The following is a 13,555-nucleotide window of genomic DNA, read 5'->3' as shown; positions in this document are numbered from 1 at the left end:
CAGTGTAGCATGGCCGCAAAAGGGGGGAAACGACAATTGTCGCTTCCCCCAAAAAAACAAACGGATTTTCGATTTTTCGGTGAAATCGCCCAGGGAAAGCGCTGCCACCCACCCCTCTTTTGCCCGATTTGGAAAAAAGGACCTCTCCTGCGCCCCCTCTCTGCGAGGGGCGGGGGGAAAGCGACAGCTGTCGTTTTCCCCCCCTCTGGAGGCGGCTATAATGGGGGTGTCCCCTCAGAGGGTCAGCTCCTCCACCAGATCGAGAAGCCGCCGGTGCTGCTCCTCGGTGACGGTGATCTTGCGGTGGGAGCCCCCCACATACCCCTGTTCCCGCAGCTTTTGGATGATGCGGTCCACCGAGCGGGGGTCGCGGCCGATGTAGCGGCCGATCTCCGAGCGGGTCTCGAGGATGCGGATGGCCCCCTTCTCGTCGGGCTCGCAGCAGTCGCGGTAGATGGAGTAGAGGAAGCTGAGATAGCGGGCCCCCGCCAGCAGGGAGTTGTTGACGTTGCACTCTCGGTAGAGGCGCTGGTCGTCGTGCTTTTGCTCGATGATGTAGAGGAGGATGGCGTTGTAGACCGGCAGGCAGATCTGGCTCCAGCGCAGGAAGTCCTGCCCGTGGATGCGCAGGGCCGAGACCTGGGTCTTGGCCCGCACCTGGTTGCGCCGCTTCATGGGCTGGGGGGAGAGGATCTCCGCCACCCCGATGAACTGCCCGGCGAAGAGGCGGATGCCCGTCAGGTCGTTGTCGCCGCTCTCGGCGAAGGCGCGAAAGTGCTCGCACACCCCCCGGACCAGGAAGAACAGGTCGGGCGGGGCAAAGCTGTCCTTCTCGATGAGGAGCTCCCCCGGGCCGATCTGGCACAGCTCGATTTTCTCCTGCTCCTCCTGGGGCAGCCCCTCAAAAAAGGGGGCCGCCTGGGGCCACTGCTCCAGCAAATGTGTCACCGATCACCGCCTCCACTCTCCTGTATTTCTGTCTTTTAGGATAGCACAGGCGGCGGGTCAATACAATGGAAAGGATGAACCTTCATGCGCTTTCGCGTCAACCGGGAGGACCGGCGCCCCAACATCCTCCTCATCACCTGCGACCAGTTGCGCAGCGACTACCTGGGCTGTTACGGGGCCGACTTCATGCAGACGCCCAACATCGACGCCCTGGCCGCCGAGGGACGGGTGTATGAAAACGCCTACTCTCCCAACCCGGTCTGTATCCCCGCCCGCATGGGGCTGCTCACCGGGCTGGGCTGCCGGCACCACCAGTTTTACGACAACCGTTGGGCCCCCGACGCCCCGCCCCTCTCCTACAAGCTGCCCACCTTCCCCCGGATCCTCTCGGACAGCGGCTACGACACCTGCGCCGTGGGGAAGATGCACTTTCAGCCCGAGCGGCGGGCCAGTGGGTTCGACCACTTCTTCGCCATGGAGGAGGGCCCCTCCTCCCGGGAGGCGGACAGCTATCTGCAATTTCTCAAAGAGCAGGGCTACGGCCGGGTGCAGAGTGTTCACGGGGTGCGCCACTGCCTCTACATGCAGCCCCAGCGCAGCCTGCTGCCCGAGGCGCTGCACGGCTCCCGCTGGGTGGCCGACCGCTCGATCCAGTACCTGGACGAGCAGCGGGGCCGGCGGCCCTTCCTCCTCTGGACCAGCTTTATCCACCCCCACCCGCCCTTCGACGCGCCCGACGAGTGGGCCGAGATGTACGCGGGCAAGCTGCCCGCCCCAGCGGTCCCCAAGACCCCCCTGGGCCTGCTGGCCGAGGAGAACAAGACCCTGGGCGATCTGGCCGACGACGCCTCCCTCCAGCGGATGCGGGAGCTCTACGCGGCCTGCGTCTCCTACTGCGACCACCAGGTGGGGCGGATCGTGGAGAAACTGAAAGAGTTGGAGCTCTACGACGACACCCTGATCCTCTTCACCAGCGACCACGGCGAGATGCTGGGGGACCTGGGCACCTACCAGAAATTTCTCCCCTACGACCCCTCCTGCAAGGTCCCCTTTGTCCTGCGCTGGCCGCAGCGGGTGGGGGCCGGGGAGAGGGACCCCCGCTTTGTCGACCTCTACGACATCCTCCCCACCTTTTTGGACGCCGCCGGGGCCGAATATCCCGACGTCTACGACCTGCCGGGGGAGAGCGTCTTTGGCGAGGGGGTCAAGGACCGGCGCTACCAGTACGCTGAACACCAGCAGGGGAGCAAGCGCTGGTGCATGCTGCGGGACGAGCGGTACAAGTACGTCTACTCCTACGGCGACGACGAGCAGCTCTTCGACATGGCGGCCGACCCGCAGGAGACCGAGAACCTCCTGTGCGGCGGCGGCACCCCCGAGATGCGGGCGGTGGCCGACCGGCTGCGCCAGCGGCTGATCCGCTACGAGGCGCGCTACGGCCTGAAGGGCGGCATCGTGAACGGCGACTTTGCAAAGCGCCCCCGCTACCAGCCGTCCCTCTACTGGGAGGAGAATTTTCCCCCCTTTGTCCGCTCCCTGGTCAGGGAGGGGGAGAGAGAGGAGCTGGACGACATGCTCGACGAGGTGCTCTGGGCCATCCAAAAGGAGCCCACCTCCAAACCGGCACAGACCCACGCCCGGGACATCCTGCTGCGGGCGGGCTACGCGAAAGAGCGGGTCGACGCGCTGATGGAGCGGGCCAAGGCGCAGGGCAACGGCTGACATTGCACAGAGAAAAAGGACTTCGGAAAAAATCCGAAGTCCTTTTTTATGGGTGAAGGGGAGGGTTCAGAGGGGGGTTACGGTTTGACGCTGTCGCGAATGGAGACGAACTCGTCCTGCTCCATGCCGTAGACGGTCTTGACCACCAGGTCGCCCGAGGCGATCTTCTTTTCCAGATCGTCGATGTAGTCCTGGGTCTCCTGGGGGACATTGGCCTTGTAGAAGTCGTTTTTGGCCAGGACGGTGACGCCCTCGGCCACGCCCCACATGTTCAGCTTGCCGTATTCGGCGGTGCCGGCCACGGTGTCGCGGATGGCCTTTTCCATGGACATGTCGTTGCGCTTCATCATCGAGGTGAGGATGACGTCGGCCAGATCGGCCTTGCTTTCGACGAAGAACTCGCGCTGGTCGGCGTCTACGCCGATGCCCCAGATGCCGTTGTCCTTGCAGGCCTCAAAGACGCCCAGCCCGGCGCCGCCGGCCACCTGGTGGATGATGTCGGCCTTGGACTGGCTGATCTGCACCAGGGCCAGCTCTTTGGCTTTGGCGGTGTCGGTGTAGCTGCCGATGAAGGAGTGGGCCACCTTGCCGCTGGGGTTGGCCTGCAGGGAACCCTGCACGTAGCCGATGATAAAGTCGTTGATCGAGACGGTGTCGGTGCCCGCGACCAGGCCGATGGTGCCGGTCTTGGACATCTTCTGGGCCAGGGCCCCGGCCAGGAAGTCGCCCTGGTGCTGTTTGGAGTTGACGCCGAAGAGGTTGGGGATGTCCCACTCCAAAGTCGGGGTCATGTCGGTGGCGATGAACTTCACGTCGGGGTAGTCGGTGTGGATGCGCTGCAGGATCTCCACGTACTCGTTGCCGTTGAAGAGGACGATGTCATAGCTCTCGGCGGCGTCGCGGATGCAGGGCTCCATCTTGGACTTGTCGGTCCCCCACTCGATGGCCTTGGCGGTCATCCCCAGGTCACTGGCGGTCCGCTGGATGCCCGACCAGGATAGGTCGGTGAAGGACTTGTCGCCCAGGGCGCTGCAGACGTAACCGATGCTCTTGTACTCGCTGCCGCCACTGGAGGAGGCGTCCCCCTTGTCGTTGGACTTGCCGCAACCGGAGAGGAGGGCGGAGGCCGCCAACAGGCAGGCCAGCGAAACGGCTCCAATCTTTTTCATCATACACACTCCTTTTGAAAGTCGTATCCAAAGCCGGCGGCCCCTCTGGCGAGCGGACCCTTCCGGCTGCTACTGATTTTAGTATAGCACGGCGATTTTGAGGGGAAATATGACAAATGTCTATTTTGTAAAAGAAAAGGGGCGGGGGTGCGCCTTTGATGCCTGTGATTTCCCGGTTTCTGGGAAAGGTGTCTGTCTCCATAGAAAAGCGGGCCCCCTGCGGCGGGCCCGCTTTTTTACCGATTTGTCTGCGCCTCCAACTGTCGGCAGAGGGGGAGCATCTCCTCCGGGTGGTCCGACTCGATGAGGTCGACCCCCAGGGCCAGGGCCTGGCGAAGCCGCCCCTCGCTGTTGATGACCGAGCCGTCCACCAGGTAGCCCGCCCGGTGCAGCTGCGCCACCAGATCGGGACAGAGGTTGTCGATGTAGCAGAGGTAGATCTCGGCCTCCATCTCCTCCATCAGCCGCACCGGGTCGGCGGGGACAAAGGGGACGATCAGCCCCAGGTGGACTGCTGGCAGCAGCCGCTTGATTTGGCGCAGGGTGCGGTAGTCGGTGCCGAAGATAAAGCTGTACTCAGCAAAGTCGTGCGCCTCGACCGAGCGGGCGATCTCCTCGGCCAGGCGGGGCATGGTGGGGGCCATCTGCAGCAGTTCGCACTTGATTTCCAGGGCGGCGGGCAGCTCCCGCTTCCGGCACCAGGCCAGGCACTCATCCAAGGTGTTGATGGAGAAGGCCGCCTTCAGCTCGGCCGCGGTGTAGTCGGCCACCCGCCCCTGCAGGGGGGAGCGCTCGCCCAGGTCCAGGTCGTGGTAGACCATGGCCACCTGGTCCTTGGAGAGCTGGACGTCGATCTCGATGTGGGAGAGGCCCAGCCCTGCCACCTCTGCAAAGTTTTCGAGGGTGTTTTCCCGCACCCGGGAGAGGTGTCCCCGGTGGCCCCCCACCAACAGCTGTTTGCCCCGGCTCTGGGCGATCTCTTCAAAGAGGGTCATGTTGCCTTCGCGCTCCTTTCGCTTTCCCGCCTGTGGGCGGGCTTTCTTTCAGTGTAGCAGGACAGCCCTTTTCAAAATAGGACAGCTGTCGGCTTTTTGGCAAAAGGGGGCGCTCCCCTTTTTTAGAGGGAGCGCTCCTCGATGAAGCGGCGCAGGGTCTGCCGCTGGGCGGAGGTGATGACCACCTTTCCCCGCTCCACCCCGATGCAGCCGGCCTCCCGCAGCTTTTGGATGATGCGGGCCACCGAGCGGGGGTCCCGGCGGATGGACTGGGCGATCTCGGACTGGGTCTCCCACAGCCGCACCGGGCCCTGGTAGCCCTCGGGATAGCAGCCCAGGTAGACCCCGTAGAGGTAGTCCAGGTAATAGGCCCCGGCCAGCACCGAGTCGGTGACCGAGCAGTTGCGGTAGAGCGTCTGCAGGCGGTGCTTTTGCTCCAAGCTCTCAAAAATCACGGCGTTGTAGACCGGCAGGCAGACCTGGCTCCAGCGCAGAAAGTCCTCCCCCCGGATGCGCAGGGCGCAGAGGGGGGTCTTGGCCACCACCTCCGCCGTCCGCTTCATGGGGACGGGACTGACGATTTCCGACAGGCCGATGAACTGGTTGGCGCAGATGCGGTAGCCCAGGTCGTTGTCCCCCGAAAGGGAGAAGGCGCTGTACAGTTCGCACACCCCTTTGACCACCAAAAACAGGTCGGGCGGGGCAAAGCTGTCCTTCTCGATCAGGGTCTGGCGGGCGGCCCGCTCCACCAGGGTGATCTTCCCCTTCTCCTCGGGGGGGTGGGGGGCAAATAGGGCGGCCGCCCGGGGCCAGCGCTCCAGTGGTTCGCCCATCTCCATCACCTCCTTTAAAAAGGATTTCTCTCCCCACCAGATTAGCACAGGCGGCCGATTTATACAAGAAATACCGGGCAGGTCCCCTCGCTTTTGACAGGCGGTCTGCCCTGGGGGAGCGGCAAATTTTTTGCGGCAAAGATGACAGGTGTCGTTTTCCACCCGGGGGCTGAAAGCTATAATGGAGGCAAAGCTGGGGCGGTGCGCCGCCCTGTTCGCTTCCCGCGAAGACCGCCTCTCCGCGCCCACCCGGCCCGGCCAGCGGATCTGAATCAATGGAAAGGATGGTTACCATGCGTTACCGAGTCAACCAGGAGGACCGGCGTCCCAACATCCTCCTCATCACCTGCGATCAGCTGCGCAGCGACTATCTGGGCTGCTACGGGGCCGACTTCATGCAGACGCCCAACATCGACGCCCTGGCCGCCGAGGGGCGGGTGTATGAAAACGCCTACTCCCCCAACCCGGTCTGCATCCCCGCCCGGCACAACCTGCTCACCGGGCTCACCGACCGCCACCACGGCTTTGACGACAACTACTTCGGGGCCGAGGCCAAGCCCTTGCCCTACTATCTGCCCACCTTCCCCCAGATCCTCTCGGACAACGGCTACGACACCTGCGCCGTGGGAAAGATGCACTTTCAGCCCGAGCGGCGGATGAACGGCTTTGACCACTTCTTCAACATGGACGAGGTCCCCCCCGACAGGGAGGCCGACGACTACATGCTCTTTTTGAAGGAGAAGGGGTACGGCAACCTGCAGAGCATCAACGGGGTGCGCCACTGCCTCTACATGCAGCCCCAGCGGGCCCTGATGCCCGAAGAGCTGCACGGCTCCCACTGGGTGGCCGACCGCTCGATCCAGTACCTGGACGAGCAGCGGGGCCGGCGGCCCTTCCTCCTCTGGACCGGGTTCATCCACCCCCATCCCCCCCTGCACATCCCCGACGAGTGGGCCGAGATGTACAAGGGCAAGCTGCCCGCCCCCTCGGTCCCCAAGACCCCCCTGGGCCTGCTGGCGGAGGAGAACAAGACCCTGGGCGACCTGCCCACCCCTGAGGCGGTGCAGCGGATGCGGGAGATGTACGCGGCGGCCATCTCCTACGTGGACTTCCAGGTGGGGCGGATCGTGGAAAAACTCAAGGAGTTGGACCTCTACGACGACACCCTGATCCTCTTCACCAGCGACCACGGCGAGATGCTGGGGGACCTGGGCACCTACCAGAAATTCCTCCCCTACGACCCCTCCTGCAAGATCCCCTTCATCGTCCACTGGCCCAAACAGGTGGCGGCGGGAGAGAGGGATCCCCGCTTTGTCGACCTCAACGACGTGCTGCCCACCTTCTTGGACGCCGCCGGGGCCGAATACCCCGACGTCTACGACCTGCCGGGGGAGAGCGTCTTTGGCGAGGGGGTCAAGGACCGGCGCTACCAGTACGTGGAGCACCAGAGGGACAGCAAGCGCTGGTGCATGCTGCGGGACGAGCGGTACAAGTACGTCTACTCCTATGGCGACGACGAGCAGCTCTTCGATATGGTGAACGACCCGCAGGAGACCGAGAACCTCCTGCACGGCGGCGGTACCCCCGAGATGCGGGCGGTGGCCGACCGGCTGCGCCAGCGGCTGATCCGCTATGAGGCGCGCTACGGCCTGAAGGGCGGCATCGTGAACGGCGACTTTGAGAAGCGCCCCCGCTACCAGCCGATCCTCTACTGGGAGGAGAACTTCCCCAACTTTGTGAAGATGCTGGTCAAAGAGGGGGAGAAAGAGGCCCTTAACGACATGCTCGACGAGGTGCTCTGGGCCATTGAGAAGGAGCCCACCGTCAAGTTGAGCCTCAACCACACCCGCGACATCCTGCAGCGGGCGGGCTACTCCAAAGAGCGCATCGACGCGCTGATGGAGCGGGCCAAAGAGCAGGGAAACTACTAGAGCCGACCTTTTGAGATGGGAAAACGGCGAGAAGGGGCCGGGGCTGTCAGCCCCGACCCCCTCTTTTTTTGTGTGTTTTGTGCGGCGGCCGAGGATCAGTCGGTCCCGCCGGTCTGCCGGTTGAAGTGAAAGCGCAGGATGCCGGTGAGCAGGGCCTCGGCCAGGGCGGCGCAAATCAGCGCCACAAAGGCCCCGATACTGAAATAGCCCGCCACCACCGCTGCCGCCAGCAGCAGGATGGTCATCCACCGCCAGCTGTACCGGCCGGCCATCTGCTCCACGTACTGGGTGCGCTCGTCCTGCTCCTCCAGCAGGAGGGCGGTGAGCCGGGCGTCGTCGCGCAGGGCGAGGAGGTAGCGCACCACAAAGAAGATGGCCACCGCCTCCAGCCCAAAGAGCATGCCCGTCTGAAAGCCGGCAAAGAAGTCGGCGTAGTGGGTGTCGCCGACGAGGGGGGACAGGGTACGGGTCGACGCCAGCACGGCCAGCAGCAGGATGCAGCCGCTGCCCATGGCAAAAAAGGCCAGCCGGCGGCGCAGGGTGGCGCGCATCCGTTCGAGTTTCTTTTCCATTTCAATTTTCCTCCCAATCTGAAAAGTCGAAGACTTCTTCGATGGTCAGCCCAAAGTAGTGGGCAATTTTATAGGCCAGCGGCAGAGAGGCGGTGTACTTCCCCACCTCGATGGAGGTGATGGTCTGCCGGGTGGTGCCCACGGCAGCGGCCAACTCCTCCTGCGAGAGTTTGCGCTCCCGGCGCAGCTGGCGGATGATGCTCTTCACAGGCAGCCCTCCCTTTTTGTTAGCAAAGCTTGCTTTGCATTTTTAGTATAGCTTGCTTTGCAAAATGTGTCAAGCACACTTTGCAAAAATAGTTTGAAAAAGAAAAAATGGACAGCTGTCGTTTTCAGTGGGGGGAGAATCCGCTATAATGAAAGACAGAAGCCGTGGCCGCCACTCGGCTGCCTGTGCCCCGAATGTCTGGGCAGACGGCGGCGGGGCGAGGGCGCCCGGCGGCAGGACAGAAAACCCGTTCCCGCCCGGCGGGAGCGATGTGGCCCCTTGGCGGGGCATTCTTTAGAGAGAGGGGGAAGTGCGCCGTGCCCGCTGTGAGTATGCTCATCAAGCCCGCCTCCGACGCCTGCGACCTGCGCTGCAGCTACTGCTTTTACGCCGACCTGGCCGAAAAGGGGGGCTGCCCCAGCGGCAAGCGGATGCCGGAAGAGACCCTGACGGCAATCGTCCAAAAGGGGATGGCCGCTGCCGAGGGGGCCTGTCGCTTTGCCTTTCAGGGGGGGGAGCCCACCCTGGCCGGGCTGGACTTCTTCCGCCGGGCGGTGGCCCTGCAGAAGGCGTTTTCGCGGGAGGGACTGCGGGTGGAGAACGCCATTCAGACCAACGGCTGCTCCATCGACGCCGAGTGGGCCGCCTTTTTGGCCCAGGAGCGGTTTTTGGTGGGCCTCTCCCTCGACGGCACCCGCGCCAGCCACGACGCCTTTCGCCGGGACAGCCGGGGGGAGGGCACCTTTCGCCGGGTGCTGGCCGCCCACAAGCTGCTGCGCGAGGCGGGGGCCGAGGTGAATATCCTGACGGTGGTGACCCCGGCGGTGGCACGACAGGCCGACAGGGTGTGGGACTTTTACCAGGAACAGGGGTTTGACTACCTGCAGTTCATCCCCTGTATGGCCCCCTTGGGACAGCCGGCCACCGGCCCCCAGGCCCTGACTCAAAAGCAGTACGGCGACTTTCTCTGCCGCATCTTCGACCGCTGGCACAGCGACCTGCGGCAGGGGCGGTACGTCAATGTGCGCTACTTTGAAAATCTGTTGGGGCTGGCCGCCGGCCGCCCGCCGGAGGAGTGCGGCCTCTGCGGGCGCTGCGCCAACCAGCTGGTGGTGGAGTCCGACGGGTCGGTCTATCCCTGCGACTTCTACGTCCTCCCCCAGTGGAAGTTGGGGAAAATCGGAGAAGACGACCTCTCCGACCTGTTGCAGTCGCCCCGCTCGGGCGAGTTCACCGCCCCGCTGCCCCTGCTGCCCCGCTGCGGCGGCTGTCGCTGGCGGCCCCTCTGTGGGGGCGGCTGCCGCCGGGAGCGGGAGACCGCGGGCGGCTTGGGGGAGTACCGCTGGTGCGCCGCCACCCGCCGGTTTTTGGAGTACGCCTGGCCCCGGCTGCAGAAGTTGGTGCCCTATGTGCGGCGAGATGGGCGCTAGAGAGCGCAAAAAAGAGCGCCTGTCCTTTCCCCCTTTTTGGGAAAAGGACAGGCGCTCTTTTTTTTGCAGAAGGGGGAGAATCAGAGTTTCCCCACCACCTGGCCGCTGCAGGAGACCTGCTCGAACCGGGCCAGGGGGATGTCCGGGTAGGCGGGGTTGAGGGAGATCAGTCGGTCGCCCCCAAAGCGCTTGAAATAGCCCTCGCCGTCCAGGGTGAAGACCCCCAGCTCCCCCACCGGCACTGCCTCCTGCTGGCGCACCAGCAGGATGTCGCCGTCCAGGTAGTTGGGCATCATGCTGTCGCCGCAGACCCGCAGGGCGAAATCGGCCCTGGCCGAGGCGGGGGTCAGGGGGACCTCTAGGTCCTCGGTGTCGCTGGAATCCAGGTAGACGCCGGTGCCGGCCGAGACCGGCAGAGCGTAGAAGGGGATGATCTTGGTGCTGGCCCGGCGGGCGGCGGTCTTGGCCCGACGGCAGCGCTCCACCTCCTTTTGCAGGATGGTCTCCACCAGTTCGCGGCTGTAGTCGTCCAGCCGGCGGTAGCTGCTGAGCAGGGATTCCTCCTCTGCGGTGAGGGCTGCCTGCACCCCTGCGGGACCGGCGGGGTAGTGCCCGGCAAAGAGGTAGTTGGCGTCGCACCCCAGGACCTGAAACAGCTTGTAGAGTACAGGTTCCTTGGGGTGGCTGACTTCGTTTTCGTAGTTCCCCACGGCGGATTTGGTGATGCCAAGCTGTTTGGCCAGTTCGCCCTGGGTGAGACCGAGACGCTCCCGCCCGGCCCGTATCTGTTTGCCAATGCCCACTGTTAAGCCCTCCTTTTGTTCATATTCTAACATGCGGCCCAGCCGCGGTCAAGGAAAAAGTACAAGAAATTTGATTTTTCTATTGACAACACAAGTTTCTTGCGGTACACTGAGGTCACACAAGAAACTTGTACATGCCCTTTGCTTACAAGAAGGAGAGAGACGTATGAAAACATATAGATCCATCTTCACCGGGCTGGCCATCGCCGCCCTCTTCTTTGCCGCCGGCGCCCTTGACGCCGGGTTCTTCTCGGTGGGACAGGCCTTCATCACCTGCCTGGCCTCGGTCGCCGTCCTCTGCTGGAGCAGCCTGCTGCGCCCGGCTCGCCGCCGCCGTCCTGCCCGCCGCCCCCAGCCCGCCGCCCAGCCGGCAGGGAGGGCGTTTCGGCCCCAGCTGGCCCCCCGCAGCAGGGGCAGCGCTGCATAAAAGCGGGCAAAGAGGGAGCGCTCCCCCTTTTCGGGAGGGGGAGATGGGGTGTGGCTTGGCAGCTGCACCCCTTTTTGAATGAGAGAGGGGAAGAGAGATGGAGAGAGAAAAGTCGTTTGCCTGCTGCGGGCTGGCCTGCTGCCTCTGCGAGGTGGGGGACTGCCGCGGCTGTCGGGGAGAGGGCTGCCCGCAGGAGACGGACTGCACCCTTCGCCGGTGCTGTCTGAACAGAGGGCTGGCCGGCTGTTGGCAGTGCGAGCAGTTTCCCTGTGGGGAGCTGATGTTGCAGAGGCCCCGCAACAGGGCCTTTCTCCGCTTCCTCAAGGACCGGGGAGAGGCGGCCCTTCTGGAGCGACTCGAGGCGGATGAGCGGGTGGGGATGCGCTACCACCACCCGGGCGCCCTCACCGGCGACTACGACGACCTGGGGGACGAGGAGGCCATCTACCGCCATCTGCGGGGACTGTGAGGGGGGAAGGAATTTGACGCGCGCACAGTACGACCTGATAGAGGGGAAGATGCTCGCCTGCACAGAGGACAGCGCCCACGACAGGGAGCACATCTACCGGGTGCTGCACCTGGCCCTGGAAATCGCCGCCACCGAGCCGGGCTGCGATCGGGAGGTGTTGGCGGCCGCCTGCCTGTTGCACGACATCGGTCGACCGGCGCAGTTTGCCGACAGCCGGGTCGACCACGCCGACGCCGGTGCGATGCAGGCCGCCTGTTTTTTGCGGGAAAACGGCTTCTCACCCGCCTTTGCCGGGCGGGTGGGGGACTGCATTCACACCCACCGCTTTCGCAGCAGCGCCCCGCCCGAGAGCCTAGAGGCCAAGATCCTCTTCGACGCCGACAAAATCGACAGCTCTGGGGCCATGGGGGTGGCCCGCACCCTGCTCTACCAGGGGCAGATGGGGCAACCCCTCTACACCCTGCGGCCGGACGGCCGCATCTCCGACGGGCAGGGGGAGAAGACCCCCTCCTTTTTCCGCGAGTACCGCCGCAAGCTCGAGGGGCTCGGCGACAGGCTCTACACCTCGCGCGGGCGGGCCATGGCCGCCCAGCGCCGCGACGCTGCCGCCGCCTTTTACCAGAGCTTGCTGGCCGAGGCCCGCGCCGCGGGCGACGGCGAGAGGATCCCCCCCACGCTCTGGGAAGGGCCTTGAATCCGCTGTAAAAGGGACTTTGGACCCGGCAGCGGACAGACGCGTTGGAAAGGGGCCGCGGCGAGCTTGTCCGCCTTTCCAAACAGTTTGCCCCATGCGCTCTCAGCCCTATCGTCAATACCGGCAGGGCGAAACACATTCCGCGCTGGCTGGGGGTGCAGCCGCTGTGCTTGTGTATTGCTATGGTGGGAGGGCGAAGTGCCGACGGCACTTCTGCGTTCCTTCTATTTCGGCCTGAAGGGGATTTCCAGTGCAGGGGAGCGCCCTATCACAGGACAGCACCCCAGCTTGAAAACAGCACCCCAAATAAAAAGACGTCGCCGCCCGGTTTGCCAGGCAGCGGCGTCTTTTCGTTGTCCCTTTTGCGCAGGGGAGCAGAGAGGGGGCGAGGAGAAATTTTGCGCCGTGCGGGAGGGGGGGCGATACCCGGGCAGGGCGCTTCCTCGCCTCTGTTCGGGTGCACCTTTGTCTCAATATGCTCCTGTCCCGCTGTGCCCATGTTCCGACGTGTCGCTGTCTCGATGGGCTTCTACCACGGCTAGCCCTTGTCCCGGGGCATCTGTCTCGGCGTATCTCCATCTCAACGTGCCCTCGTTCCAGTGCGCATTTGTTCCGGTGTGCGCCTGTTTCAGTATGGACTCTACTCCGGACGCGCCTCCTGCCTCGGTGTGTGCCTGCTTCGGCATGGGCCCTACTCCGCCGTGCCCCCTGCTGGTGCAAGCCTGTCACCGGCATGCCCCTGTTTTGGCGTGCTTCTGCTTGGGTGCGCTCCTGTTCTGGCATGCCTCTATCTCGGCGCGTCCCCATTCCAGTGCGCATCTGTTTTGGCGTATCCCTGTTTCGAGGTGTCCTCACCCCAGTGTGTATCTGCCCCAATGCGCGTCGGATTCGACATGGACTTGACTCCGCCGCACCTCCTGCCCCGGTGCAAGCCTGTCACCGGCACGCCCCTGTTTTGGCGTGTTTTTGCTTGGGTGCGCTCCTGCTCTGGCATGCCCCTATCTCGGCGCGTCCCCATTCCAGTGCGCATCTGTTCCGGCGTATTCCTGTCTCAAGGTGTCCTCACCCCAGTGTGTATCTGCCCCGATGCGCGCCGGCTTCGGTATGGACTCGACTCCGACGCGCCTCCTGCCCCGGTGCAAGCCTGTCACCGGCATGCCCCTGTCTTGGCATGCTTCTGCTTGGGGGCGCTCCTGCTCTGGCATGCTTTTATCTCGGCGCGTCCCCATTCCAGTGTGCATCTGTTCCGGCGTATCCCTATCTCGACGCGTCTCTGTCCCGGTGGTGCCTTTGCCTCGGCGTGCCGCCCCCGACGCACCTCTGCCCCAGTGTGCTTCCGCCTCGATGTACCCTT

General features: G+C 64.2%; 13 protein-coding genes. 6 read left to right on the top strand and 7 right to left on the bottom strand.

Annotated features, from left to right (window positions below; translation table 11 throughout):
* Window positions 1-234: 234 nt before the first annotated feature.
* Window positions 235-948, bottom strand: a complete 714-nt coding sequence (locus tag GT748_RS04470) for a Crp/Fnr family transcriptional regulator (RefSeq protein WP_143161604.1) — start codon at window positions 946-948, stop codon at window positions 235-237.
* An 84-nt stretch (window positions 949-1,032) separates the two neighbouring features.
* Here GT748_RS04470 and GT748_RS04465 point away from each other — a divergent pair, with 84 nt between their 5' ends.
* Complete coding sequence (locus GT748_RS04465; RefSeq protein WP_073261095.1) at window positions 1,033-2,670, top strand: sulfatase family protein; 1,638 nt, start codon at window positions 1,033-1,035, stop codon at window positions 2,668-2,670.
* Between the two features lie 77 nt (window positions 2,671-2,747).
* On the opposite strand, the gene GT748_RS04460 is transcribed toward GT748_RS04465, so the two are convergent.
* The 3 genes from GT748_RS04460 to GT748_RS04450 all read right to left on the bottom strand — a co-directional run bounded on the left by GT748_RS04460 (window position 2,748) and on the right by GT748_RS04450 (window position 5,667).
* Window positions 2,748-3,839 (bottom strand): BMP family lipoprotein, encoded by a 1,092-nt coding sequence (locus GT748_RS04460; RefSeq protein WP_052537569.1) that lies wholly within the window; start codon window positions 3,837-3,839, stop codon window positions 2,748-2,750.
* Between the two features lie 236 nt (window positions 3,840-4,075).
* The gene (locus tag GT748_RS04455) at window positions 4,076-4,834 is read right to left on the bottom strand and encodes a glycerophosphodiester phosphodiesterase (protein ID WP_021658016.1); all 759 of its coding nucleotides are present in this window, start codon (window positions 4,832-4,834) and stop codon (window positions 4,076-4,078) included.
* Between the two features lie 122 nt (window positions 4,835-4,956).
* Window positions 4,957-5,667, bottom strand: a complete 711-nt coding sequence (locus tag GT748_RS04450) for a Crp/Fnr family transcriptional regulator (protein WP_161222317.1) — start codon at window positions 5,665-5,667, stop codon at window positions 4,957-4,959.
* A gap of 293 nt (window positions 5,668-5,960) precedes the next feature.
* Between GT748_RS04450 and GT748_RS04445 the strand changes: the two genes are divergently transcribed.
* Window positions 5,961-7,598: a sulfatase family protein gene (locus GT748_RS04445; RefSeq protein ID WP_073261097.1), complete on the top strand. Its 1,638-nt coding sequence runs from the start codon at window positions 5,961-5,963 to the stop codon at window positions 7,596-7,598.
* 95 nt (window positions 7,599-7,693) lie between these two features.
* Here GT748_RS04445 and GT748_RS04440 read toward each other — a convergent pair whose 3' ends face one another.
* The gene (locus GT748_RS04440) at window positions 7,694-8,170 is read right to left on the bottom strand and encodes a hypothetical protein (RefSeq protein ID WP_021658021.1); all 477 of its coding nucleotides are present in this window, start codon (window positions 8,168-8,170) and stop codon (window positions 7,694-7,696) included.
* Window position 8,171: 1 nt separating this feature from the next.
* Entirely contained in the window at window positions 8,172-8,378 is a 207-nt protein-coding gene (locus tag GT748_RS04435; RefSeq protein ID WP_021658022.1) for a helix-turn-helix transcriptional regulator, read from the bottom strand.
* A gap of 317 nt (window positions 8,379-8,695) precedes the next feature.
* Here GT748_RS04435 and GT748_RS04430 point away from each other — a divergent pair, with 317 nt between their 5' ends.
* Window positions 8,696-9,808: an anaerobic sulfatase maturase gene (locus tag GT748_RS04430; protein ID WP_161213354.1), complete on the top strand. Its 1,113-nt coding sequence runs from the start codon at window positions 8,696-8,698 to the stop codon at window positions 9,806-9,808.
* Between the two features lie 80 nt (window positions 9,809-9,888).
* Here the strand turns inward: GT748_RS04430 and GT748_RS04425 are convergent, their stop codons facing one another.
* On the bottom strand, window positions 9,889-10,611 hold the full coding sequence (locus GT748_RS04425; RefSeq protein WP_052537572.1) for a helix-turn-helix domain-containing protein: 723 nt from the start codon (window positions 10,609-10,611) through the stop codon (window positions 9,889-9,891).
* Window positions 10,612-10,777: 166 nt separating this feature from the next.
* Between GT748_RS04425 and GT748_RS04420 the strand changes: the two genes are divergently transcribed.
* The 3 genes from GT748_RS04420 (at window position 10,778) to GT748_RS04410 (ending at window position 12,201) form a co-directional block, all read left to right on the top strand.
* Window positions 10,778-11,038, top strand: a complete 261-nt coding sequence (locus GT748_RS04420) for a hypothetical protein (RefSeq protein WP_021658027.1) — start codon at window positions 10,778-10,780, stop codon at window positions 11,036-11,038.
* Window positions 11,039-11,135: 97 nt separating this feature from the next.
* Window positions 11,136-11,507: a DUF3795 domain-containing protein gene (locus GT748_RS04415; protein ID WP_021658028.1), complete on the top strand. Its 372-nt coding sequence runs from the start codon at window positions 11,136-11,138 to the stop codon at window positions 11,505-11,507.
* A 13-nt stretch (window positions 11,508-11,520) separates the two neighbouring features.
* On the top strand, window positions 11,521-12,201 hold the full coding sequence (locus GT748_RS04410; RefSeq protein ID WP_021658029.1) for an HD domain-containing protein: 681 nt from the start codon (window positions 11,521-11,523) through the stop codon (window positions 12,199-12,201).
* The last annotated feature ends 1,354 nt before the right edge of the window (window positions 12,202-13,555 follow it).

The sequence above is a fragment of the Bittarella massiliensis (ex Durand et al. 2017) genome (assembly GCF_009876955.1).
In the GTDB taxonomy this organism is placed as follows: domain Bacteria; phylum Bacillota; class Clostridia; order Oscillospirales; family Ruminococcaceae; genus Bittarella; species Bittarella massiliensis.
Note: the sequence above shows the minus strand (reverse complement) of the source record. Positions and strands in the feature narration are given on the sequence as shown.